General features: G+C 35.3%; 26 protein-coding genes. All 26 read right to left on the reverse strand.

The window, feature by feature from the left end; all coding sequences use genetic code 11:
* Positions 1 to 17 precede the first annotated feature (17 nt).
* Complete coding sequence (gene rpsD, locus AB674_RS04705) at positions 18 to 623, reverse strand: 30S ribosomal protein S4 (RefSeq protein WP_035619621.1); 606 nt, start codon at positions 621 to 623, stop codon at positions 18 to 20.
* Positions 624 to 716: 93 nt separating this feature from the next.
* On the reverse strand, positions 717 to 1,100 hold the full coding sequence (gene rpsK / locus AB674_RS04710; protein WP_007803677.1) for a 30S ribosomal protein S11: 384 nt from the start codon (positions 1,098 to 1,100) through the stop codon (positions 717 to 719).
* An 8-nt stretch (positions 1,101 to 1,108) separates the two neighbouring features.
* Complete coding sequence (gene rpsM, locus AB674_RS04715; RefSeq protein ID WP_012022478.1) at positions 1,109 to 1,483, reverse strand: 30S ribosomal protein S13; 375 nt, start codon at positions 1,481 to 1,483, stop codon at positions 1,109 to 1,111.
* A gap of 2 nt (positions 1,484 to 1,485) precedes the next feature.
* On the reverse strand, positions 1,486 to 1,602 hold the full coding sequence (gene ykgO / locus AB674_RS22095; RefSeq protein ID WP_072945378.1) for a type B 50S ribosomal protein L36: 117 nt from the start codon (positions 1,600 to 1,602) through the stop codon (positions 1,486 to 1,488).
* Positions 1,603 to 1,614: 12 nt separating this feature from the next.
* Positions 1,615 to 1,830, reverse strand: coding sequence for a translation initiation factor IF-1 (infA, locus tag AB674_RS04720; protein ID WP_007136545.1), 216 nt, complete (start codon positions 1,828 to 1,830; stop codon positions 1,615 to 1,617).
* A gap of 7 nt (positions 1,831 to 1,837) precedes the next feature.
* The gene (gene secY / locus AB674_RS04725; RefSeq protein ID WP_047774297.1) at positions 1,838 to 3,184 is read right to left on the reverse strand and encodes a preprotein translocase subunit SecY; all 1,347 of its coding nucleotides are present in this window, start codon (positions 3,182 to 3,184) and stop codon (positions 1,838 to 1,840) included.
* A 13-nt stretch (positions 3,185 to 3,197) separates the two neighbouring features.
* Positions 3,198 to 3,650, reverse strand: a complete 453-nt coding sequence (gene rplO / locus AB674_RS04730; protein ID WP_047774299.1) for a 50S ribosomal protein L15 — start codon at positions 3,648 to 3,650, stop codon at positions 3,198 to 3,200.
* Positions 3,651 to 3,661: 11 nt separating this feature from the next.
* Positions 3,662 to 3,844: a 50S ribosomal protein L30 gene (gene rpmD, locus AB674_RS04735; protein WP_017495010.1), complete on the reverse strand. Its 183-nt coding sequence runs from the start codon at positions 3,842 to 3,844 to the stop codon at positions 3,662 to 3,664.
* A gap of 12 nt (positions 3,845 to 3,856) precedes the next feature.
* Positions 3,857 to 4,381 (reverse strand): 30S ribosomal protein S5, encoded by a 525-nt coding sequence (gene rpsE, locus AB674_RS04740; RefSeq protein ID WP_085950271.1) that lies wholly within the window; start codon positions 4,379 to 4,381, stop codon positions 3,857 to 3,859.
* A gap of 3 nt (positions 4,382 to 4,384) precedes the next feature.
* Positions 4,385 to 4,735, reverse strand: a complete 351-nt coding sequence (gene rplR / locus AB674_RS04745) for a 50S ribosomal protein L18 (RefSeq protein WP_047774303.1) — start codon at positions 4,733 to 4,735, stop codon at positions 4,385 to 4,387.
* Positions 4,736 to 4,746: 11 nt separating this feature from the next.
* The gene (gene rplF / locus AB674_RS04750) at positions 4,747 to 5,289 is read right to left on the reverse strand and encodes a 50S ribosomal protein L6 (protein WP_047774306.1); all 543 of its coding nucleotides are present in this window, start codon (positions 5,287 to 5,289) and stop codon (positions 4,747 to 4,749) included.
* Positions 5,290 to 5,308: 19 nt separating this feature from the next.
* Positions 5,309 to 5,707, reverse strand: coding sequence for a 30S ribosomal protein S8 (rpsH, locus tag AB674_RS04755; RefSeq protein WP_017495014.1), 399 nt, complete (start codon positions 5,705 to 5,707; stop codon positions 5,309 to 5,311).
* A gap of 77 nt (positions 5,708 to 5,784) precedes the next feature.
* On the reverse strand, positions 5,785 to 6,054 hold the full coding sequence (rpsN, locus tag AB674_RS04760) for a 30S ribosomal protein S14 (protein ID WP_007803655.1): 270 nt from the start codon (positions 6,052 to 6,054) through the stop codon (positions 5,785 to 5,787).
* Positions 6,055 to 6,057: 3 nt separating this feature from the next.
* Positions 6,058 to 6,609, reverse strand: a complete 552-nt coding sequence (gene rplE / locus AB674_RS04765) for a 50S ribosomal protein L5 (RefSeq protein ID WP_047774308.1) — start codon at positions 6,607 to 6,609, stop codon at positions 6,058 to 6,060.
* A 2-nt stretch (positions 6,610 to 6,611) separates the two neighbouring features.
* Complete coding sequence (gene rplX, locus AB674_RS04770; RefSeq protein WP_047774310.1) at positions 6,612 to 6,926, reverse strand: 50S ribosomal protein L24; 315 nt, start codon at positions 6,924 to 6,926, stop codon at positions 6,612 to 6,614.
* An 11-nt stretch (positions 6,927 to 6,937) separates the two neighbouring features.
* A complete protein-coding gene (gene rplN, locus AB674_RS04775; protein ID WP_007803649.1) occupies positions 6,938 to 7,306 on the reverse strand; it encodes a 50S ribosomal protein L14 in 369 nt (122 codons plus the stop codon).
* 2 nt (positions 7,307 to 7,308) lie between these two features.
* Entirely contained in the window at positions 7,309 to 7,569 is a 261-nt protein-coding gene (gene rpsQ / locus AB674_RS04780; RefSeq protein ID WP_047774311.1) for a 30S ribosomal protein S17, read from the reverse strand.
* 17 nt (positions 7,570 to 7,586) lie between these two features.
* Entirely contained in the window at positions 7,587 to 7,778 is a 192-nt protein-coding gene (gene rpmC, locus AB674_RS04785) for a 50S ribosomal protein L29 (protein WP_047774317.1), read from the reverse strand.
* Positions 7,779 to 7,791: 13 nt separating this feature from the next.
* Entirely contained in the window at positions 7,792 to 8,217 is a 426-nt protein-coding gene (rplP, locus tag AB674_RS04790; RefSeq protein ID WP_007803637.1) for a 50S ribosomal protein L16, read from the reverse strand.
* A gap of 19 nt (positions 8,218 to 8,236) precedes the next feature.
* Positions 8,237 to 8,998: a 30S ribosomal protein S3 gene (gene rpsC, locus AB674_RS04795; RefSeq protein ID WP_007803635.1), complete on the reverse strand. Its 762-nt coding sequence runs from the start codon at positions 8,996 to 8,998 to the stop codon at positions 8,237 to 8,239.
* 5 nt (positions 8,999 to 9,003) lie between these two features.
* Positions 9,004 to 9,417, reverse strand: a complete 414-nt coding sequence (rplV, locus tag AB674_RS04800; RefSeq protein ID WP_007803631.1) for a 50S ribosomal protein L22 — start codon at positions 9,415 to 9,417, stop codon at positions 9,004 to 9,006.
* 6 nt (positions 9,418 to 9,423) lie between these two features.
* Positions 9,424 to 9,702 carry a 30S ribosomal protein S19 gene (gene rpsS / locus AB674_RS04805; protein WP_031456039.1) on the reverse strand — a complete coding sequence of 93 codons (279 nt, stop codon included), beginning with the start codon at positions 9,700 to 9,702 and terminating at the stop codon, positions 9,424 to 9,426.
* A 6-nt stretch (positions 9,703 to 9,708) separates the two neighbouring features.
* Positions 9,709 to 10,533: a 50S ribosomal protein L2 gene (gene rplB / locus AB674_RS04810; RefSeq protein WP_007803623.1), complete on the reverse strand. Its 825-nt coding sequence runs from the start codon at positions 10,531 to 10,533 to the stop codon at positions 9,709 to 9,711.
* A 9-nt stretch (positions 10,534 to 10,542) separates the two neighbouring features.
* Positions 10,543 to 10,833: a 50S ribosomal protein L23 gene (gene rplW, locus AB674_RS04815; protein WP_007803621.1), complete on the reverse strand. Its 291-nt coding sequence runs from the start codon at positions 10,831 to 10,833 to the stop codon at positions 10,543 to 10,545.
* Between the two features lie 7 nt (positions 10,834 to 10,840).
* Positions 10,841 to 11,470, reverse strand: coding sequence for a 50S ribosomal protein L4 (gene rplD / locus AB674_RS04820; RefSeq protein WP_047774320.1), 630 nt, complete (start codon positions 11,468 to 11,470; stop codon positions 10,841 to 10,843).
* The gene (rplC, locus tag AB674_RS04825) at positions 11,470 to 12,087 is read right to left on the reverse strand and encodes a 50S ribosomal protein L3 (protein WP_007803612.1); all 618 of its coding nucleotides are present in this window, start codon (positions 12,085 to 12,087) and stop codon (positions 11,470 to 11,472) included. Before rplC ends, rplD begins: the two co-directional genes overlap by 1 nt.
* Positions 12,088 to 12,391 lie beyond the last annotated feature (304 nt).

A 12,391-nucleotide genomic window follows, 5' to 3' on the forward strand; every position in this document is an offset into this window, starting at 1 on the left:
TTCGACTAAGTCAATTATTATTTGTTGTACAACTCTACGATTAATTGTTCTTTAATGTTTTCTGGAATTTGAAGTCTCGCAGGTACAGAAACGAAAGTTCCTTCTTTAAGATCATTGTTCCAAGTAATCCATTCGTAAACATGACTTGAATTTGATAAAGAACGTTCGATAGCTTCTAAAGATTTAGATTTTTCACGAACTGCAACTTTATCACCAGGCTTAAGGTGGTAAGAAGGAATATTTACAACTTCACCATTAACAGTAACGTGTCTGTGAGATACGATTTGACGAGCACCTCTTCTAGAAGGAGCAATACCCATTCTGAAAACAACGTTATCTAATCTTGCTTCACATAATTGTAATAAAACTTCACCAGTAACTCCTTTAGTAGCTGATGCTTTTTCGAATAAATTTCTGAATTGTTTTTCTAAAATTCCGTAAGAATATTTAGCTTTTTGCTTTTCCATTAACTGAACAGCGTACTCAGATTTTTTTCCTCTTTTTTTAGCCATCCCGTGTTGTCCAGGTGGGTAATTTCTTTTCTCGAAAGATTTATCATCTCCGAAAATTGCTTCGCCAAATTTACGAGCGATTCTTGTGCTAGGACCAGTATATCTTGCCATTTTAAATTGTTTAAGATAGAGATTATGAATTCAGGTCTTATCCTTCGATAATCGTATATTCTATCTAGGTTATACTATAATTAAATTTGAGTATTAAACTCTACGTCTTTTTGGAGGACGACATCCGTTGTGAGGCATTGGAGTAACATCGATAATCTCAGTAACTTCAATTCCACCGTTATGAATAGAACGGATAGCAGACTCACGTCCGTTTCCTGGTCCTTTTACATAAACTTTTACTTTTTTAAGTCCTGCCTCAAGAGCTACTTTACTACAATCTTCTGCTGCCATTTGAGCCGCGTACGGAGTGTTCTTTTTAGAACCTCTGAAACCCATTTTACCAGCTGAAGACCAAGAAATAACTTCACCTTTCTTATTAGTCAAAGAAATGATAATGTTGTTGAAAGTGGCAGAAATATGAGCTTCACCCGTTGATTCAACGATAACTTTACGTTTTTTTGCAGTTGCTTTAGCCATATTACTTATTATTTAGTTGCTTTTTTCTTGTTCGCAACAGTTTTTCTTTTACCTTTTCTAGTTCTAGAGTTGTTTTTAGTTCTTTGTCCTCTTAATGGAAGACCAGATCTATGACGGATACCTCTATAACAACCAATATCCATTAAACGTTTGATGTTTAAAGAAACTTCAGAACGTAATTCTCCTTCAATTTTGTAAAATGAAACTGCGTCACGAATTGCTCCGATTTCATCATCATTCCAATCTTGAACTTTTTTATCTTGGCTTACTTGAGCTTTCTCTAAAATCTCAATAGCTCTACTTTTTCCTAATCCAAAGATGTAGGTAAGTGCTATAACACCTCTCTTATTTTTTGGGATATCTACCCCTGCTATTCTTGCCATAATTATCCTTGTCTTTGTTTAAATCTAGGATTCTTTTTGTTTATTACGTACAATCTCCCTTTTCTACGCACAATGATGCACTCGGGACTTCTCTTTTTTACTGATGCTCTAACTTTCATAGTGAATATCCTTTAATATCGATAAGTAATTCTTGCTTTTGACAAATCATAAGGGCTCATTTCCAGTTTCACTTTATCACCAGGTAATAATTTGATGTAATGCATACGCATCTTTCCGGAAATATGAGCAATCACGATATGTCCATTTTCTAACTCCACACGGAACATCGCATTTGATAATGCTTCAATGATTGATCCGTCTTGTTCTATTGCTGATTGTTTTGCCATAAATATATTAAGCTACCGCTTTTCTATTTTTACCAGTCTTCATTAAACCATCATAATGTTTGTTTAACAAGTACGAGTTGATTTGTTGAATAGTATCTATTGCAACACCAACCATAATTATTAATGAGGTACCTCCAAAAAACATTGCCCAAGATGGTTGTACATCCATAATACTTACAACAATAGCTGGGAACACAGCAATCAAAGCAAGGAATAAAGATCCTGGGAAAGTTATCAAAGACATCACTTTATCAAGGAAGTCTGAAGTTTCAGCTCCCGGACGAACGCCAGGAATAAAACCACCACTTCTTTTCAAATCATCGGCCATCTTGTTAGTCGGTACGGTGATCGCAGTATAAAAGAAAGTAAATACAATAATTAAAGTTGCAAATACCAAGTTATACCAGAAACCAAACATATCGCTAAATGCTCCAACGATTGATTGTGATGTATCTGATTTAGACAATCCAGCTACAGCCGCAGGTATAAACATAATTGCCTGAGCAAAAATGATTGGCATAACCCCAGAAGCATTAAGCTTAAGAGGAATCCATTGTCTATTACCACCTGCTAAATCTTGCTCATAGTCACCAGTTGTCGTACGACGAGCGTATTGAACCGGGATTCTACGTACTGCCATTGTAAGCAATACACAAGAAATAATAACTAATAACCACACAATAATTTCAATAACTAACAACATTGGGCCTCCATTGTTGTTGGTAACTCTCGTTGTAAACTCTTGAATAAAAGCTTGCGGTAAACGAGCTAAGATACCAACCATAATCAATAATGAAATTCCATTTCCAATACCTTTATCTGTAATTTTCTCACCAAGCCACATAGCAAAAATTGTACCTGTAACTAAAATGATAACTGATGAGAACAAAAATTCAGGAGAATTAAAGCCTAGTAAGAATGCACTACCAGGCAATGTTCTGTACAGATTATAGATATAAGTTGGACCTTGAACCAGTGTAATAGCTATAGTCAACCAACGAGTGATTTGATTAATCTTTTTTCTACCACTTTCTCCATCGTTTTGAAGTTTTTGCAAATAAGGAATAGCAATTCCCATTAACTGAACAACAATAGATGCAGAAATATAAGGCATAATACCTAAAGCAAAAACTGAAGCTTTAGAGAAAGCACCTCCTGTAAACATGTCTAGGATAGATCCTAAACCATTTTTAGTCTGTCCCGCTAAACCTGTTAATTGAGTTGCGTCAATACCAGGAAGCGTTACGTGTGCACCAAAACGATATACTAAAAGTAATCCTAATGTAATTAAGATTCTATTTTTCAGTTCTTCGATTTTCCAAACATTACTTATTGATTCAATAAATTTCTTCATCTTAGTAGATAAGTTATATAGTTACAGCTTCTCCACCAGCAGCTTCAATAGCAGCTTTTGCAGTAGCAGTAAATTTGTGGGCAGTTACTTTTAATTTTGCTTTCAATTCTCCTCTACCTAAAATCTTAACGATTTCATTTTTGGTAGCTAGACGGTTTGCTACGTAATCTGTCATGTTAACAGAATCAGTAATAACACCATTGTCTACTAATAATTGAAGCGTATCTAAATTAACACCTTCGTATTCTTTACGATTGATGTTTGTGAAACCAAACTTAGGTACACGTCTTTGAAGTGGCATTTGCCCTCCCTCAAAACCAATCTTTTTAGAATAACCAGAACGAGATTTTGCTCCTTTGTGACCTCTTGCAGAAGTACCACCTTTTCCAGAACCTTCTCCTCTACCTAATCTTTTATTTTGATTGTGTGTTGACCCTTCAGCTGGTTGTAAGTTACTTAAATTCATAACAGTATTTGTTATTTAGCTTCTTCGACAGAAACTAAGTGTTTAACTTTGTTTATCATACCAAGGATAGCAGGGTTTGAATCATGCTCTACAACTTGTCCCATTTTACGTAGACCTAAAGCTTCCAAACCTCTCTTTTGAGAAAGAGGACAGTTGATTTTGCTTCTTACTTGTTTTACTAATAATTTAGCCATAATTTCCTTGAATTAACCTTTAAAAACTTTTTCTAAAGAAACACCTCTTTGTTTTGCAACAGTGTAAGCGCTTCTCATTTGTAATAAAGCATCAAAAGTTGCTTTCACTACGTTATGAGGATTTGATGATCCTTGAGATTTAGATAATACATCGTGAATACCTACTGATTCAAGAACTGAACGAACAGCTCCACCAGCAATAACTCCTGTACCATGAGACGCAGGAATTAAGAATACACGTGCACCACCAAATTTACCTTTTTGTTCGTGAGGAACAGATTGTCCATTCAAAGGAATTTTTACTAAATTTTTCTTAGCATCTTCTACTGCTTTCGCAATTGCTTCAGAAACGTCTTTAGATTTTCCTAATCCGTGACCAACTACTCCATTTTCATCACCTACAACTACAATAGCAGAAAAACCGAAAGCTCTACCCCCTTTTGTAACTTTAGTAACACGATTAACACTTACCAGACGATCTTTAAGTTCAAGACCACTTGGTTTTACCAATTCTACATTTTTGTATTTAGACATAATATATTAGAATTTAAGTCCAGCCGCTCTTGCGCCTTCTGCTAATGATTTAATACGACCGTGATATAAATATCCACCTCTGTCAAAAGTGATGGTATCAATCCCGGCTTTTAACGCTTTCTCAGCAACTAGTTTTCCAACAGCAGCAGCGATTTCAACGTTAGTACCTTTTCCTATTTCTTTTTCTCTTGAAGATGCAGCTAATATAGTAACTCCATTTACATCATCAATAAGTTGAGCGTAAATTTCTTTGTTACTTCTAAATACAGATAGTCTAGGATTAGAGGTTGTACCACTGATCGATTTTCTAATTCTGAATCTAATTCTCTGTCTTCTATCAGATTTTGTTAATGACATAATCTTATTTTTTAAGCTGATTTACCTGCTTTTCTTCTTAATACTTCACCCACAAATTTAACACCTTTTCCTTTATATGGCTCAGGCTTACGGAAACCTCTGATTTTCGCAGCTACTTGACCTAAAAGTTGTTTATCGAATGATGTTAATTTTACGATAGGGTTTTTACCTTTTTCAGATATTGTTTCTAAAGCTACTTCTGGAGCAATTTCTAAAACAATATTGTGAGAATATCCAAGAGCTAAATCTAACTTTTGACCTTGGTTTGAAGCTCTATAACCAACTCCAACTAATTCAAGTTCTTTTGTAAAACCTTCAGATACACCAACAATCATGTTATTGATTAATGATCTGTATAATCCGTGTTTTGCTCTTTGATCTTTATGATCAGACGATCTTTCTACTAAAACCTGATCGCCTTCAACTTTTACAGTTACGTCCGAAAACTCCTGAGTAAGTTGACCTTTTTTTCCTTTTACTGTAATAATACCGTCTTTAACTTCTACAGTTACACCAGCAGTGATTACAATTGGGCTTTTACCTATTCTTGACATCTTTATCTAGTGTTTAAAATTAGTATACGTAACAAATTACTTCACCACCTACATTTAATTGCTTAGCTTGTTTTCCAGTCATCAAACCTTTTGATGTAGAAACAATAGCAATTCCTAATCCGTTAAGGATTCTAGGTAATTTGGCAGCACCTGCGTACTTACGTAAACCAGGTTTACTAATTCTTTGGATATCTTTAATTACAGGCTCTTTAGTATCTTTATCATACTTCAAAGCAATTTTGATTGAACCCTGAACAGAGTTGTCCTCAAATTTGTAACTCAAGATATAACCTTGATCAAATAAGATCTTAGTTATTTCTTTTTTTAGATTAGAAGCTGGAATTTCAACAACTTTGTGGTTTGCAGCCACAGCGTTACGAACTCTAGTCAAATAATCTGCAATAGGATCTGTATACATATGTATTTGATTGCGATTATGGTTTTCAGGAAGCACTATGCCTCCTGAACCTTTAATCAATTTATAAACTTTTTATATTACCAGCTGGCTTTTTTAACACCTGGAATTAATCCATTGTTAGCCATTTCACGGAAAGTTACACGTGAAATACCGAATTGACGGATATACCCTCTTGGTCTACCTGTTAATTTACAACGATTGTGTAAACGAACTGGCGAAGCATTTTTAGGTAATTTTTGTAATCCTTCAAAATCTCCAGCTTCTTTCAAAGCTTTTCTTTTCTCAGCATACTTTGCTACCGTTTTTTCTCTTTTAACCTCGCGGGCTTTCATTGATTCTTTAGCCATGTCTTAATTCTTTTTAAAAGGTAAACCTAATTCAGCCAATAATGACTTTGCTTCTTTGTCAGTTTGAGCAGTAGTAACAAAAGTAATATCCATTCCTGAAATTTTGTTTACTTTATCAATATCAATTTCTGGGAAAATGATTTGCTCTAAAACTCCAAGGTTATAATTACCTCTACCATCAAATCCAGTAGCTTTAATACCACTAAAGTCTCTTACACGTGGTAAAGCAGAAGTGATAAGTCTATCTAAAAACTCATACATTCTTTCTCCACGCAAAGTAACTTTTGCTCCAATCGGCATCCCTTTTCTCAATTTGAATGACGCAACGTCTTTCTTTGAAATAGTAGATACTGCTTTTTGTCCAGTGATCTTTGTTAACTCATCAACTGCATAGTCAATAAGTTTTTTATCAGATACAGCTGCACCAACTCCACGGCTCAAAACGATTTTTTCCAATTTAGGAACTTGCATTACGTTTGTATATCCGAATTCCTCTTTAAGAGCAGCGATTACTCTACTCTTATATTCTTCTTTTAGTCTAGGTGTATATGCCATTACTATAGTACTTGATTAGATTTTTTTGAAAATCTTACTTTCTTATCTCCTTCTACTCTAATACCAACTCTAGTTGTTTCCTTAGTTTTAGGATCAATTAGTGAAATGTTAGATATTTGTATAGAAGCTTCTTTCTTAACGATACCACCTTGAGGGTTTTTAGCACTTGGTTTTGTATGTTTCGAAACCATGTTTACACCTTCAACTATCGCTTTATTTTTCTCACGGTAAACACGTACAACTTTACCTTCAGCACCTTTATGGTCTCCGGCAATTACTCTTACGATGTCTCCTGTTTTTATTTTTAGCTTTATCATCTTAAAACGAATTAAAGCACTTCTGGTGCTAATGATACAATTTTCATGAATTGTTTTTCACGAAGTTCTCTTGCTACCGGACCAAAAACACGAGTTCCTCTCATTTCCCCTGCAGCGTTCAAAAGAACACATGCATTGTCATCGAAACGGATATAAGAACCATCGGCTCTTCTCACTTCTTTTTTGGTACGTACAACAACTGCAGTTGAAACAGCTCCTTTTTTCACGTTTCCGTTTGGAGTTGCATCTTTGATAGAAACTACAATCTTGTCACCAACAGAGGCATACCTTCTTTTGGTACCTCCTAAAACACGGATAGTTAAAACTTCTTTTGCTCCCGTGTTATCTGCTACTTTTAGTCTTGATTCTTGTTGTACCATAATTATTTAGCTCTTTCTAAGATTTCAACTAATCTCCAACATTTTGATTTACTTAAAGGACGCGTTTCGCTAATTCTTACAGTATCTCCAATGTTACAGTCGTTTGTTTCGTCGTGTGCAACGTATTTCTTAGTTTTCAACACGAACTTACCGTATAATGGGTGTTTTACTCTTCTTACTTCAGCAATAACGATAGATTTATCCATCTTATTTGAAGTGACAACACCAATTCTTTCTTTTCTTAAATTTCTTTTTTCTTCCATCTTTCAGCAGAATACAATTATTGTAACTCTCTTTTAGTTAACTCTGTAGCCAATCTTGCAACTGTTCTTCTTACACTTCTAATTTGAAGTGGGTTCTCAATTGGAGAAATAGCGTGAGCCATTTTTAGGTCAGCATATGTTTTCTTAGTTTGACTAAGTTTTTCTTGCAACTCCGCTGCAGAAAGATCTTTTATTTCTGATTGTTTCATAATATAATATAAATTATGCTTCGAAATCTCTAGCAACGACGAACTTAGTTTTTACTGGAAGCTTTTGAGCTGCAAGACGTAACGCCTCTTTTGCAACTGACAAAGGAACTCCTCCAACTTCAAACATAATTCTTCCTGGTTTAACAACAGCAGCCCAATACTCAACTGCTCCTTTACCTTTACCCATACGTACTTCAAGAGGCTTCTTAGTTATAGGTTTGTCTGGAAATATTTTGATCCATAATTGTCCCTCTCTCTTCATGAAACGAGTTGCAGCGATACGTGCAGCTTCGATTTGACGAGAAGTTAAGAACATTCCATCTTCATGTACAGATTTAATACCAAACATTCCATTAGAAAGTTCATGCCCTCTTTGAGAGTTTCCTTTCATCTTACCTTTTTGTACCTTACGGTATTTTGTTCTTTTAGGCTGTAACATTTTTCTTTAGTTTAAAAATTTACTTTCTTTTACGAGCGTCTGGTTTACCACCTTTATTAAAGGGCTTTCTGTCTCCTCTTGGAGAATCGCCACCTTTACCACCACCAGTTCCGGATTGTTTTTTATCCATTCCTGCAAGTGGAGAAAGATCTCTCTTTCCATAAACTTCACCTTTCATGATCCACACTTTGATTCCCATTCTACCATAAGTAGTATGAGCTTCAGCAAGTGCATAATCGATGTCAGCTCTGAAAGTTGATAGAGGAATTCTACCTTCTTTAAAACCTTCTGAACGTGCCATCTCAGCACCATTCAAACGACCAGAAATCAAAACTTTGATACCTTCAGCGTTCATACGCATAGAAGCAGCAATAGCCATTTTGATTGCACGTCTGTAAGAAATACGGCTTTCGATTTGACGAGCGATGCTTGTAGCCACAAGATACGCATCTAACTCAGGTCTTTTGATTTCAAAGATGTTGATTTGAACCTCTTTGTCAGTAACTTTCTTAAGTTCTTCTTTTAACTTGTCTACCTCTTGTCCACCTTTTCCGATAATGATACCAGGTCTAGCAGTAGTGATAGTAACGGTTACAAGTTTTAAAGTTCTCTCGATGATTACTTTTGATACACTAGCTTTTGATAAACGAGCATGGATATACTTTCTGATTTTGTGATCTTCGGCAAGTTTATCACCGTAATCATTTCCACCATACCAGTTTGAGTCCCATCCTCTGATGATACCAAGTCTATTTCCAATTGGATTTGTCTTTTGTCCCATGCTGCTTAAGAATTGCTTTGTGTGTTATTGATAGCTCCAAGCACGATTGTTACGTGGTTAGAACGTTTTCTTATTCTGTGTGCGCGACCTTGTGGAGCTGGACGAAGTCTTTTCAACATCATTCCACCATCTACTCTGATCTCTTTAACAAATAATCCAGCCTCTTCTAAATTACCTTCACTATTTTTTTGCTCCCAGTTGTTGATTGCAGATAATAATAGTTTTTCTAGTTTTCTCGAAGCTTCTTTAGAACTGAATCTTAAGATGTTAAGTGCTCTTTCTACCTTCTGACCTCTTACCAAGTCCGCTACTAAGCGCATTTTTCTAGGTGAAGTAGGGCAGTTATTCAATTTTGCGAAAGCAATAGACTTATTAGCCTCTTTTCTCGCATCTGCTGTTTCTCTTTTACGAACTCCCATTGCTTCTTATTTTTTACCTTTATTTTTTGCTCCAGCATGACCTCTAAAAGATCTAGTTGGTGAAAACTCTCCTAATTTGTGACCTACCATGTTTTCTGTTACGTAAACTGGTACAAATTGACGACCGTTATGAACTGCGATAGTTTGTCCAACAAAGTCTGGAGTAATCATGGAAGCTCTAGACCAAGTCTTTACTACTCCATTTTTTCCGCTTTCAATGTTTTCTTGAACTTTCTTGTCTAACTTATAATGAACGAAAGGTCCTTTTTTTAATGAACGTGCCATATCTTATTATTTCTTTCTACGTTCTACGATATACTTGTTACTCGGGTTTTTCTTAGAACGAGTTCTATAACCTTTTGCTGGTATTCCATTTCTTGAACGTGGATGTCCACCAGAAGAACGTCCTTCTCCACCACCCATTGGGTGATCAACAGGGTTCATTGCAACAGGTCTTGTTCTAGGTCTTCTTCCTAACCATCTTGTTCTACCAGCTTTTCCTGATACAACTAATTGGTGATCTGAATTAGAAACAGCTCCAATAGTAGCCGAACAAGTTAACAAGATCAATCTTGTTTCACCAGATGGCATTTTAATTGTAGCATATTTTCCATCTCTTGCCATTAACTGAGCAAATGTACCAGCTGAACGAGCAATTACTGCTCCTTGACCTGGACGTAACTCAATACAAGAGATTACAGTTCCTAAAGGAATTCTGCTTAAAGGTAATGTATTACCAATTTCAGGTTGAGACTCTGGACCAGAAACTAATTTCTGACCAACTTTCAATCCGTTTTGAGCAATAACATAAGTTTTCTCACCATCAGCATAAGCTAATAAAGCGATAAATGCAGTACGATTTGGATCGTATTCGATTGATTTCACAGTAGCCGGAATTCCGTCTTTAGTTCTTTTGAAATCAATAATACGATATCTCTGCTTGTGACCACCACCCGTATAACGCATGGTCATCTTTCCTTGACTATTTCTACCTCCAGAGTTTTTTATCGGCGCTATCAAAGAGCGTTCCGGCTTATCAGTTGTAATGGCGTCATAACCATTCACAACTCTAAATCGCTGACCTGGGGTAATAGGTTTTAATTTTCTTACTGACATTTTTCTATCTTAGATATTGTTGTAAAAATCAATTGTTTCTCCTTCTTGTACTTGAACAATCGCTTTCTTAATTGCATTTGTCTTTCCACTGATCAAACCACTTTTAGTGTATTTTGTAGTTCTATCCGGTCTAACGTTCATCGTGTTAACACTAACAATAGTTACTCCATAAGCAGCTTCGATAGCTTTCTTAATTTGAACTTTGTTTGCTTTTTTGTCAACAACGAATCCGAAGCGGTTTAAAACTTCACTTTCTTTGGTTACTTTTTCTGTTACTATAGGTCTAATTATGATGCTCATATTCCTATTATTTACTTAAATTTTCTTCAATTAACTCCAAAGAACCTTCTAAAAGCACTAAATTATTAGTGTTTAAAATAGCGTAAGTGCTTAATTCTGAGCTCTTTACAACATTTGAAGCCTTTAAATTGCGTGACGACAAATATACATTTTTATTCGTCTCTCCCAACACAAATAAAGATTTTTTATCTTCTAACCCTAAAGCTTTCAAAACGTTAATGAAATTTTTAGTGTTTGGTGTTTCAAAATTAAAGTCTTCAAGAACGATGATATTCGACTCTTTTGCTTTGATTGAGAAAGCTGATTTTCTAGCCAATCTCTTCAAGCTTTTATTCAATTTAAATGAATAACTTCTTGGTCTTGGTCCAAAAATTGTTCCACCACCTTTAAACAATGGATTTTTGATACTACCCGCACGAGCTGTACCAGTTCCTTTTTGTTTTTTAATCTTACGTGTACTACCAGTAACTTCAGCTCTTTCTTTAGCCTTATGAGTACCTTGTCTTTGATTAGCAAGATATTGCTTAACATCAAGATATACAGCGTGATTGTTTGGTTCAATTGCGAATACTGAATCAGAAAGTTGAACTTTTCTTCCAGTATCTTTTCCGTTGAAATCTAATACTTTTACTTCCATTACTTCTGAATGATTACATAAGAGTTTTTATGTCCAGGAACACATCCTTTAATAACAAGTAGGTTCTTTTCAGCCACTACTTTTAAAACTCTAAGGTTTTGTACTTTTACATTATCTCCTCCCATTCTTCCAGCCATACGCATTCCTTTGAATACTCTAGATGGATAAGAAGAAGCTCCCACAGAACCTGGCGCTCTTAAACGGTTATGTTGACCATGAGTTGCTTGACCAACACCACCAAAACCGTGACGTTTTACAACACCTTGAAAACCTTTACCTTTAGATACACCTTGTACATCTACAAATTCTCCTTCAGCAAAAATAGAAACATCAATAAGATCTCCTAATTTTTGTTCAGTTGCGAAATCTTGGAATTCAACGACTTTTTTCTTAGCAACAGTTCCAGCTTTTTTAAAGTGACCTAAAGCCGCTTTAGTAGAATGTTTCTCGTTTTTGTCATCGAAACCAAGTTGCAACGCTTCGTACCCGTCAACACCTTTGGTTCTGACTTGGGTAACAACACACGGCCCAGCCTCGATTACTGTACAAGGAATGTTTTTCCCGTTTTCGTCGAAAATACTAGTCATGCCGATTTTTTTACCAATTAACCCAGACATAAATATTAATTATTAATTACTAAAATTCCCTTCAATTTGAAAATAACAGAAATTTCCAAACAGGGAGTGCAAAAGTAGCTATTAAAATTGAATATACCAAACAGTTACAAAAATTAAATCGCTCATAATCAAAATCCAAGCCCGAAATCAAACTTCATCTACCGCATAATTATAGAAAAAATAAAAATATTTTCCTTAACCAAAAACAACAAAATACTTAACAATTACATCATAATTAAAAATAAAAAACGTTGCCAACAGCCTAAAATAAAGACCTTTCGCAAAAACAAACATTATTTTTACA

This window comes from Flavobacterium sp. ABG (assembly GCF_001027725.1).
Lineage (GTDB): Bacteria > Bacteroidota > Bacteroidia > Flavobacteriales > Flavobacteriaceae > Flavobacterium > Flavobacterium cupriresistens.

Bases quoted from the DNA above. Each gene is read 5' to 3' on its own strand.
- rpsD (WP_035619621.1), bottom strand. From the start codon at position 623: ATGGCAAGATATACTGGTCCTAGCACAAGAATCGCTCGTAAATTTGGC.
- rpsK (WP_007803677.1), bottom strand. From the start codon at position 1,100: ATGGCTAAAGCAACTGCAAAAAAACGTAAAGTTATCGTTGAATCAACG.
- rpsM (WP_012022478.1), bottom strand. From the start codon at position 1,483: ATGGCAAGAATAGCAGGGGTAGATATCCCAAAAAATAAGAGAGGTGTT.
- ykgO (WP_072945378.1), bottom strand. From the start codon at position 1,602: ATGAAAGTTAGAGCATCAGTAAAAAAGAGAAGTCCCGAGTGCATCATT.
- infA (WP_007136545.1), bottom strand. From the start codon at position 1,830: ATGGCAAAACAATCAGCAATAGAACAAGACGGATCAATCATTGAAGCA.
- secY (WP_047774297.1), bottom strand. From the start codon at position 3,184: ATGAAGAAATTTATTGAATCAATAAGTAATGTTTGGAAAATCGAAGAA.
- rplO (WP_047774299.1), bottom strand. From the start codon at position 3,650: ATGAATTTAAGTAACTTACAACCAGCTGAAGGGTCAACACACAATCAA.
- rpmD (WP_017495010.1), bottom strand. From the start codon at position 3,844: ATGGCTAAATTATTAGTAAAACAAGTAAGAAGCAAAATCAACTGTCCT.
- rplR (WP_047774303.1), bottom strand. From the start codon at position 4,735: ATGTCATTAACAAAATCTGATAGAAGACAGAGAATTAGATTCAGAATT.
- rplF (WP_047774306.1), bottom strand. From the start codon at position 5,289: ATGTCAAGAATAGGTAAAAGCCCAATTGTAATCACTGCTGGTGTAACT.
- rpsH (WP_017495014.1), bottom strand. From the start codon at position 5,707: ATGTATACAGATCCTATTGCAGATTATTTGACTAGAGTTCGTAACGCT.
- rpsN (WP_007803655.1), bottom strand. From the start codon at position 6,054: ATGGCTAAAGAATCAATGAAAGCCCGCGAGGTTAAAAGAGAAAAAACG.
- rplE (WP_047774308.1), bottom strand. From the start codon at position 6,609: ATGGCATATACACCTAGACTAAAAGAAGAATATAAGAGTAGAGTAATC.
- rplX (WP_047774310.1), bottom strand. From the start codon at position 6,926: ATGATAAAGCTAAAAATAAAAACAGGAGACATCGTAAGAGTAATTGCC.
- rplN (WP_007803649.1), bottom strand. From the start codon at position 7,306: ATGGTACAACAAGAATCAAGACTAAAAGTAGCAGATAACACGGGAGCA.
- rpsQ (WP_047774311.1), bottom strand. From the start codon at position 7,569: ATGGAAGAAAAAAGAAATTTAAGAAAAGAAAGAATTGGTGTTGTCACT.
- rpmC (WP_047774317.1), bottom strand. From the start codon at position 7,778: ATGAAACAATCAGAAATAAAAGATCTTTCTGCAGCGGAGTTGCAAGAA.
- rplP (WP_007803637.1), bottom strand. From the start codon at position 8,217: ATGTTACAGCCTAAAAGAACAAAATACCGTAAGGTACAAAAAGGTAAG.
- rpsC (WP_007803635.1), bottom strand. From the start codon at position 8,998: ATGGGACAAAAGACAAATCCAATTGGAAATAGACTTGGTATCATCAGA.
- rplV (WP_007803631.1), bottom strand. From the start codon at position 9,417: ATGGGAGTTCGTAAAAGAGAAACAGCAGATGCGAGAAAAGAGGCTAAT.
- rpsS (WP_031456039.1), bottom strand. From the start codon at position 9,702: ATGGCACGTTCATTAAAAAAAGGACCTTTCGTTCATTATAAGTTAGAC.
- rplB (WP_007803623.1), bottom strand. From the start codon at position 10,533: ATGTCAGTAAGAAAATTAAAACCTATTACCCCAGGTCAGCGATTTAGA.
- rplW (WP_007803621.1), bottom strand. From the start codon at position 10,833: ATGAGCATCATAATTAGACCTATAGTAACAGAAAAAGTAACCAAAGAA.
- rplD (WP_047774320.1), bottom strand. From the start codon at position 11,470: ATGGAAGTAAAAGTATTAGATTTCAACGGAAAAGATACTGGAAGAAAA.
- rplC (WP_007803612.1), bottom strand. From the start codon at position 12,087: ATGTCTGGGTTAATTGGTAAAAAAATCGGCATGACTAGTATTTTCGAC.